9 protein-coding genes and 1 pseudogene are annotated in these 7,995 nt (G+C 67.2%); 3 read left to right on the top strand and 7 right to left on the bottom strand.

From position 1 onward, the window contains the following. A pseudogene (locus AC1DKD_RS36490) lies at positions 1–191 on the top strand (copper resistance protein CopQ); the annotation flags it as partial. Between the two features lie 300 nt (positions 192–491). Next, a complete protein-coding gene (locus AC1DKD_RS36485) occupies positions 492–1,058 on the top strand; it encodes a TetR/AcrR family transcriptional regulator (RefSeq protein ID WP_035872693.1) in 567 nt (188 codons plus the stop codon). A 91-nt stretch (positions 1,059–1,149) separates the two neighbouring features. Here AC1DKD_RS36485 and AC1DKD_RS36480 read toward each other — a convergent pair whose 3' ends face one another. Then, positions 1,150–2,862 (bottom strand): MBL fold metallo-hydrolase, encoded by a 1,713-nt coding sequence (locus AC1DKD_RS36480; protein ID WP_477144381.1) that lies wholly within the window; start codon positions 2,860–2,862, stop codon positions 1,150–1,152. A gap of 338 nt (positions 2,863–3,200) precedes the next feature. Here AC1DKD_RS36480 and AC1DKD_RS36475 point away from each other — a divergent pair, with 338 nt between their 5' ends. Further along, positions 3,201–3,464 carry a hypothetical protein gene (locus tag AC1DKD_RS36475; RefSeq protein ID WP_035872706.1) on the top strand — a complete coding sequence of 88 codons (264 nt, stop codon included), beginning with the start codon at positions 3,201–3,203 and terminating at the stop codon, positions 3,462–3,464. A gap of 25 nt (positions 3,465–3,489) precedes the next feature. Here the strand turns inward: AC1DKD_RS36475 and AC1DKD_RS36470 are convergent, their stop codons facing one another. From AC1DKD_RS36470 to AC1DKD_RS36445, 6 genes are all read right to left on the bottom strand, one after another. Beyond that, a complete protein-coding gene (locus tag AC1DKD_RS36470) occupies positions 3,490–3,954 on the bottom strand; it encodes a DUF4126 domain-containing protein (RefSeq protein ID WP_477104567.1) in 465 nt (154 codons plus the stop codon). Positions 3,955–4,202: 248 nt separating this feature from the next. After that, entirely contained in the window at positions 4,203–4,649 is a 447-nt protein-coding gene (locus tag AC1DKD_RS36465) for a MarR family winged helix-turn-helix transcriptional regulator (RefSeq protein WP_441633551.1), read from the bottom strand. Between the two features lie 49 nt (positions 4,650–4,698). Continuing rightward, positions 4,699–4,911 carry a hypothetical protein gene (locus tag AC1DKD_RS36460; RefSeq protein ID WP_082095261.1) on the bottom strand — a complete coding sequence of 71 codons (213 nt, stop codon included), beginning with the start codon at positions 4,909–4,911 and terminating at the stop codon, positions 4,699–4,701. A 51-nt stretch (positions 4,912–4,962) separates the two neighbouring features. Next, positions 4,963–6,621, bottom strand: a complete 1,659-nt coding sequence (locus AC1DKD_RS36455) for an FAD-dependent oxidoreductase (protein WP_477111574.1) — start codon at positions 6,619–6,621, stop codon at positions 4,963–4,965. A 95-nt stretch (positions 6,622–6,716) separates the two neighbouring features. After that, entirely contained in the window at positions 6,717–7,148 is a 432-nt protein-coding gene (locus AC1DKD_RS36450; protein ID WP_477104566.1) for a rubredoxin, read from the bottom strand. Between the two features lie 52 nt (positions 7,149–7,200). Next, positions 7,201–7,899 carry an alpha/beta hydrolase gene (locus AC1DKD_RS36445; RefSeq protein ID WP_477111573.1) on the bottom strand — a complete coding sequence of 233 codons (699 nt, stop codon included), beginning with the start codon at positions 7,897–7,899 and terminating at the stop codon, positions 7,201–7,203. Positions 7,900–7,995 lie beyond the last annotated feature (96 nt).

Here is a 7,995-nt window from a genome sequence, read left to right as displayed (position 1 = left end):
GCGGCAAGTTCGACCCGTTCACCGAAGGTGCCCGTGTCGGCAAGGCCGACCCGTACACCGACGGCGCCCGCATCGTCGCTGGCCTGGACCGTACCGGCGTGTCGGCTTCCCCGGCCCGTAGCGTCGATGCCTACACGGATGGCGCCCGTGCCGGCAAGTTCGATGTGTTCACCGATGGCGCCAATGTCTGAGCGCAGGCAAGCGCGGGAACGGGATCGCCAGGGCGAGGAGCCGGTTCGCACCGGTTCCACCGCCTGAACGGCGACCGGGGCAGGGAATGAAACAAGGTTAGACATTTGAATGGGAGTGCATCATGAACCTACGGGACAGCTTCCTGATCCTGGCTGGCTGGGTGGTCCTCTGCGTGGCCAGCGGCTCTCTGATCACGGTAGTGGCGCAAGTGCTGCCGGCTTGAGTGAGCATTGAGCAACTTGTGCGAATGCACACGAATTTGGCTTGAGGATCTATCAATAGATAGATAAGATCTCGCTATGAAAACGCAATCCGTACGCGAACAACTGCTCGAACACACGCTGGTGCTGATCCGCCGGCGCGGTTTCAATGGTTTCAGTTACCGCGATCTGGCCGATCTGGTCGGGGTCAAGACTTCGAGCATCCACTATTACTTCCCCGCCAAGGACGACCTTGTGCTGGAGGCGGTAAAGGAATACAGCGCCCGCATCTCGGAGCGGCTGCGTAGTGTGGATTCGTCGCTTTCACCGCGCGAGCAGGCGGAGGGTTACCTCAATTTCCTGCGCACCGCGGCCTGCGGCGACCAGATCTGCCTGGCAGGCATGTTGTCCACCGAGACGCTATGCCTGCCGGAGTCGGTCCATACCGAGCTCAAGCAGTTCTATCGCATGAACGAAAACTGGCTGATGGGCCTGATCGAACGCGCCCAGAGCGAGTACGGCAAAGTCTACCCGGTGACGCCCCGTGCGCTGGCGCAGGTGATCTACGGTGCGCTGCAAAACGGCTTGATCGTTGCGCGCTTGTTCGGTGCGCCCGAACGGCTGGAGTCAGCGGCGGATCTGTTGATGGCCTCGGTGTCCGAGTAAGCACGCCGACACATGAAAAAGCCGACCCTTCGAGGTCGGCTTTTTGTTTGGGCGATGCAACCGATGATCCGCCCGGAGATCCGCCGCCGCATCAGCCCGGCGCGTCCGCCACTACCTTCCAATGCTCGCCTGACTCCTGCGCGCGGCCGTCCCGCGCCAGCTTGAGCAGGTGCGCCAGCAGCGAGCGCTTTGCCACTGGCAGCATGCGTTCGGGCACATCGTCGTAGACCCGCAGGAGCAGGGTGTCGATATCGGTTTCCCCCAGGTCGCGCAGCGCGTTGAGCACTTTGGCTTCGCGCTGCATGCGGTGACGGATCAGGGTACGGATGGCATCGGCGGGCCTGGGCATCAGGAAGCCGTGRCCAGGGGCGAGCCATTCCAGGTCCTCATTCTGCAAGGCTGCCAGCGAGGCCAGGTAAGCGTGCATATCGCCGTCGGGCGGATTGATCACGACGGTGGAGCCCTGCATTACGTGATCGCCGGTGAACAAGGTCTTTTCTTCTTCGAGCAGGAAGCACAGGTGGTTGGACGCGTGCCCCGGCGTGTGGATCACCCGCAGCGTGCAGCCATTGCCCAGCGACAGGCGCTCACCGTGCTCCAGGATGCGCCCGGGCTGGAACGTCTGGTCCTGCCGCGACGTCGGCGGGGCGGGCCGGCCCAGCACCGGGGCGCCGGTGGCGGCCTTCAGCCGGGGCGTCGCCGGCGAGTGGTCGATGTGCGTGTGGGTGGCGAGGATCCAGCGGATTGGCCCGGGCGCGGCTGCCAGCACGGCGGCTACATGGGCTTCATCGTCGGGGCCCGGATCGATCACCGCCCACTCGTTGCGCGCGGGATCGCCCACAAAGTAGGTGTTGGTGCCGGGCCCGGTCATGACGCTGCCATTGTTGGCGGTGACGCGCCAGACGCGCTCGGACAGGCGCACAGCGACACCTGGCGCCAGTTCGTAGCGTGCATGTCCTTCGCCGTGCGGGTCGATGCGCTCGATCTCCGCATAGGCTGCCTCGCTCGGCAAGACGGGGCGCGGGCCGCCGCTGCCTTGGGCCAGGCGAGGCATGATGCGCGCGATGTCGCGCAGCTGCGCGGCATGGTCAAAGCAGGCTTGCGCGGTGTCGAAACGAGCAATGGACGCGAGCGTGCGCCGCGTGACGGGCACGGTCTTGATACCGCTTGCCGGGTCGATGGCATCGCCGGGGCGCACCCAGATATGCTCCATGGCCTCGTCGCCATCGTGCGCGGCGGYCTGCCCTGGGGGCGCCACGGCGACGAAGAAGCGCGTGTCGAAGCGCTTGGGCAGGCCGGGCGGCGTCAGCCAATGGCTGTGGTAGGCCAGGCGGTCCACCGCCAGGCGCACATTCAGGCGCTCGCACAGCTGCGCCATGCCCGGGCCGCCATGCCGGGCAGACTGCCGCAGCCAGTCATGCTGCGCCGCGTCGAGGGTATCCAGCGCGATCAGCTGGCCACCGGCATCGCTGGCAAATAGCAGGCCGGCTTCCTCGAAGCACTCGCGCACGGCCGCCAGGTAGAAATCGAGGCCTCCGTCCGGCAGCTTGAGGCGCTGGCTTGCCGCGGCGTCGTCCAGGCCGGCGCAGACATCATGCAAAGCCCTGTCCTGGGGGTCGAGCGTGCCGCCGGGAAAGACAAAAGCGCCGCTGCTGCGGTCGTCGTTGCGCTCGGGGCGCCGCACCAGCAGCACTTCCATGCCGGCCGCGCCATCGCGCACGACCAGGATGCTTGCCGCGTGGCGCAGGGAGGTGGATCGGGATCGCAAAGGGGGGGTGCTTCCGCTCTGTTCTTGTTCGCTCATGTGGGGCGGGTTCCTGATTGACTGGCTGGGTTCAGGCGATAGTGTAGCGGCATCGCCCGGCTATGCCACCGAGGGAAAGCGAGACAGGAAAAGGGCGCTACCGATACGCGGGTAGATACGGAGGTGCCGCGGCAGCCTTGGAACGGCGCCGGCCATTAAGATGCTGGCATCACCCCGCCCGCTGATCTGCCGCTGTGTCCGCCGAGGGGGGTGAGAAGCAGCGCGCACTGTTTGCGGTGCTGCAAGCCGTTTCGGCCCGCCTGAGATGCAATACATGCCCGACGTGCGATAGGCGCCGGGTGGGGCGAAACCAGACAGATACTGGGGGAGACGCCGATATGAACCGAAAGGGTCTGCTTGATGCAGCCGCGGTACTGGAAGACCTGGCCGCCGGCCTGCAGCCGGACCGGAACCGCCTGGTGGCGGGCGCGCAGGCGCTCGAGACCATGCACGCCGATCACCCGTCGTGGCGCGACATGACCGACGCTTCGTTCGGGCTGCAGGCACTGGCCGCGGGCGGCGCGCTGGACCTGGACCAGAAGGGGCGTGCGCGTGCCGCGCGGCTGGCGGAAGTCATCAGAAGCCTGGTTGATTCCTTGTAGTCCGCTGGCCCGCCGCCGCTGCCGGCTAGGCCAGCGAAAGGACCACCAGCACGGCGCCGGTCATGGCAACCAGGTCCTCGATCAACGCTGCCGGCCGGTCCCGGCCAAACGCTGCCGCAAGGCGCGCGCGAATGGCCGCGCCGCCGAGCGTGCCGATCACGGCGCCAATGGCGCCAAGGATGGCACCGCCCGCCAGCATGCCGCCGCCCGCCCCGATCGCCGCGCCGGCGAGGGCGCCCGTGAGAATGCGTGCGCCGAACTGCTGCGGCACCTTGCGGCTCGGCGTGGCGGGCAGCTTGTCGGTGACAAGCTCGGCCAGCGCCAGCACGCTGAGGATCCAGGGCGTGAACCGGTAACCCATGAAGGCCAGCCAGTTGCCTGACAGATCCAGCAAGCCAAGGCCGGCCGCCCAACTGACGGCAGCGGGCGCCGTCATGGCGCGCAGGCCGGCCACGATGCCGATGAACAGCGAGAGCAGGTAGAGCGTCATGGAGTCTGTCCTCGATCAAGGTTGACGAATGGCGCAAGCCACGCCCGGTGCGCTGGCGCGAACCGGGGACAACGCAGATCCGGACTGCAATCATTCGTCACCCGACCCACGTCCCATGCACAAGGACCGGGGGACGGGATCGCCTCGAACGGGCCGCGCGACGAGCTTATGCTGGCGCCTTGCGCCGGCCTGTGCGCTAGCCCACATGCGGCGGAAGTGCGTCCCGTGGAAGAAGGGACGCCCCGTCTTCACAACATTGTCTCGACCTGCGCGAGCAGCTTGCCCAGGGCGCGCTCCATCACGGCGCGTTCCTGGGCGGTGAGGGCGGACATCAACGTTTCGTGCCGGCCGGAAGCCACCCGCATGATCTTCTCGTACAGCGGCTTGCCGGTGGCGGACAAGGAGATCAGCACCGCGCGGCCGTCGGTCGGAGACGGTTCGCGCTTTACCAGTCCCTGCCTGATAAGGTGATCGGCCGCGCGGCTGGCCTGGCTCTTGTCCAGGTTGGCGAAGCGCGCGAGATCGATCACCAGGAAGGGGCCGAATTCGCCGATGGCGGCGAGCGTCCGCGCCTCGCTCAGCGACAGGCCCAGTTCGTCTGTGTATGCCCGCGCGATACCGCGGTCGAACTGCTTGACAATGCGGTGCAGCCGATAGGTGGCGAAGTCGGAAAGCGACGGCTTGGGGCTGGTCATGGTTAGCAGGGCCGGGTAGGGCAAGGCGGGCAGTATGCCTGCATCGTCGTCATTCGGGGAGAGCGCCGCTGTGCCCGCCGAAGCTATCCGAGACCTCCCGCAGCAGTTGCGAGGCATCCGCGAAGCCAGCATGGCGGCTGAGCGCCAGCAGTGCGACCCGGGCCAGGTAGAGGGAAGCATCGCGCTCGCCGAGTGCTGTCATGCGGTAGCACATCGCCGTGTAGATTTCATCGAGTTCGGTCGGGGTCATGGTGGTTTGCATACGGTCCTCCGTCTTTCCGCTTCAATCGTCTTGAATCGTGTTCAATCTTCTTCAGTCGATTCGCATGGCCAGGGCGATGGCATCCCGCACATCGCTGGCGCGGGCATGCTTCCAGCGCCCACTCACATAGCCATCGGGGCGGACCAGGTACAGCGTGCCGTCGGTGGCGTCCAGCGCGCGCCGCACGGCATCGTCCGGATCGGCCAGCCTGCCGGCCGCCGGTGCCGCGCCGGCAATCAGGCGGCAGTCCAGTTCCAGGCCATCCGCGCATAGCTCGCGCAACCCTGGCACGACGGCGTCCGGATCCTGGCCGGCGCCGGCAAAGCAGAAGGCGGTGAAGCCCGTGCCGAGGCAGCGGAGCAGCGAAGCCGGCATGCCCTGYGCGTCGAGCACCGGCATGTCCGGCAGCGCGGCGCCCGGCGCTGGCCCGGTGGCGAAGGCCGGGTCATCCGCCGCGGCGATGGGCGAGTCGGCAAAGGTGGCGGGGCTCGTCTGGCGCGGGTTGATCAGCGAGCGCAGTTCCGCATGCCTGGCGGACAGCCCCAGTACCGCTTCGCGCATCAGGGTGAAAGCGGGCGAGGGCGGGGCCATGAACTCTGTGCTTTTGGCGCCAAAACGCATGTTCTCGCGCGCGGCGGCCACGCGCTCGCTGGAATAGGACGGCAGCAGGCCGTGCGAGGCCTTGCCGCGCACGGCTAGCGCAAGCTTCCAGGCCAGGTTGAAGGCGTCGTCGAAGCCGCTGTTCAGGCCGCGCACGCCGAAGATGGGCACCAGGTGCGCGGCATCGCCGGCAAAGAGCGTGCGGCCGTGCACGTAGTCGTCCAGCGTCAGGCACTTCGCGTTGTAGATCGATATCCACAGCGGCTCCCACGGCGCGGTGACGCCCATCATCGCCAGGTGGCTGGCCACGCGCGGCAGCACGTTTTCCGGCTTGACCGCCTGCTCCGCATCCTCGTGTTCGCCGACCTGGTAATCGATGCGCCAGACCTTGTCCGGCTGCTGGTGCAGCAGGATGGTGGAGCCGGGGTTGGACGGCGGATCGAACCACGCCAGCCGCTCGACCTCGCGCGGCGCGTCGATGGCGATATCCACGATCACGTAGCGCCCCTCATACTGCATGCCGCGCAGCGACAGCCCCAGCGCATCGCGCACGGCGCTGCGGCCACCATCGGCGGCCACCAGCCAGTCCGCGCGCACGGTGTAGGCGGTGTCGCCCGCTGCCACCGCCAGCGTCACGCCGCCGGCGTCCTGCGCGACGCCGGTGACGCGGTTCTGCCAGCGCACTTCGATCAGTCCGGGGTAGCGCGCGATGGCGTTCAGCAGGTATTGCTCGATGTAGTACTGCTGGATATTCACCATCGGCGGGAAAGCCTGCCCGGCCTCGTGCGGCATGGTGAAGTGCAGCACTTCCTCGTTGCGGTAGTAGCTGCGGCCGCCGGCCCACGCGAGCCCTTTGCCGAGGACCGGCGCGACAACGCCGAGCGCATCGAGGATTTCGAGCGAGCGCCGGGAAATGCAGATGGCCCGGCTGCCTTCGCAGGTGCCGTCGTCGGCCTCCAGCACCACGCTGGGGATGCCGTGGCGGGCCAGAGCCAGCGCAACCGCCAGCCCGACCGGGCCGCCGCCGGCAATGACGACCTGCCGCGGCGCATCCGTGCCATCGGGGTTCAGCACCGGCATGGATGCGGCGTGGACTTCGCGCTGGTACATGTCTTGTCTCCTGGTTGTGTGCGCAACCAGTTCAAGATATACCAAAATGGTTGCGGGCACAACCAGATTGCCAAGGCCTGCGCGGAAGGCGCCGCTTAGAATTCGACCATCGCAAAGTCCTCCTTGCCCACGTCGCACAGCGGGCAGCGCCAGCCGGCGGGGATGTCCTCCCAGCGGGTGCCGGGCGCGATGCCTTCTTCAGGCAGGCCGGCGGCCTCGTCATAGACCCAGCCGCAGATGATGCATACCCATTGCTTGAATTCGCCGGCGACGGCAGTGGCCGAGGCAGCCTCAATGGGCCTTGCTGTGTCATCTGGCCCGGTTTTATCCGCCTGCGCCGGCTCGTCCAGGCTGAAGACAAGCGGCGCCGACGTGCCTTGCCCGCCGGCGGCCACGCGCGCCTGCAGCAGCGCAAGGAGCTGTTGCGTCTCTTCCGCCGTCAGGTCGATCCAATACGGATCGCCCGCGCCGTCATTCAGGCGGTCAGGGGAAAACTGGATCTCTACTGCGGTGCCTTTTTTGTACATGCCAATGAAATCGGGGTTGCGCCGGGGGGCGTAGTGTCGCTCAGGATGCTGGTCAGCCGGGAAACAGCACGCCGGCGAGCCATTGCCGGAAATCGGCAACGACATCCGCATTCAGTTCGTGGCCGATCGGGTAGCGCCGGGTCTGGTGCGCAACGCCCAGCGCATCCAGCCACTGGTCAGCGCGTTCCGCCCAGCCAACCGGCAGTTTGTTGTCGAACTCGCCGTGGGCGATGAAGGCCGATAGCCCGGCAAGCGCCTCGCGCGGTGCGAGATGCGGCTCGATTTCCGGCAGGATGCGGCCGCTGAGCACGGCAAAGCCGGCGACGTCAGCCGGCGCGCTCAGGCCGACACTGGCGCTGAGGATGCCCCCCTGGCTGAAGCCGGCGATCACCGTGCGCGCGGGCAGGGCGCCATCCTGCGCGCGCAGCGCGCGCACCAGCGCAATCAGTTGCTGGCGGCTGCGCTCCGCCTGGGCGGCGTTGATGGCGGGCGCGCCGCCATGGAAGCTGACCTCGAAGAAACCATACTGGTCCGGCGCAAAGGTCAGGGGGCCTTGCACCAGTACCACCTGGACACGCGGATCGATACGCGTGGCCACCGCCGCGAGGCTGGTCTCGTTGCTGCCCACGCCGTGCAGAAGGAGCAGCCGCGCTGCCGGCGTCGTGTCCGGCAGCGCGTTGCGCAGGCGATAGCGCAGGCCCGTTGCGGCGTCCTGGGTCAGTGGGCTGATGTCGTTGCTGGTGGTGTTCATGTCATCTCGGGTCTGGTAACGCTTGCCTTGAAGGAGCGTGGCACCGGTCAGGCCGCCACGGGTTGGTCGTGCCGGTATTGGCCGATCACATAAGAC

This window comes from Cupriavidus sp. 05T313 (assembly GCF_056396665.1).
The sequence above is the reverse complement of the archived record's forward strand: the minus strand, read 5'-3'. Positions and strand labels throughout refer to the sequence as shown.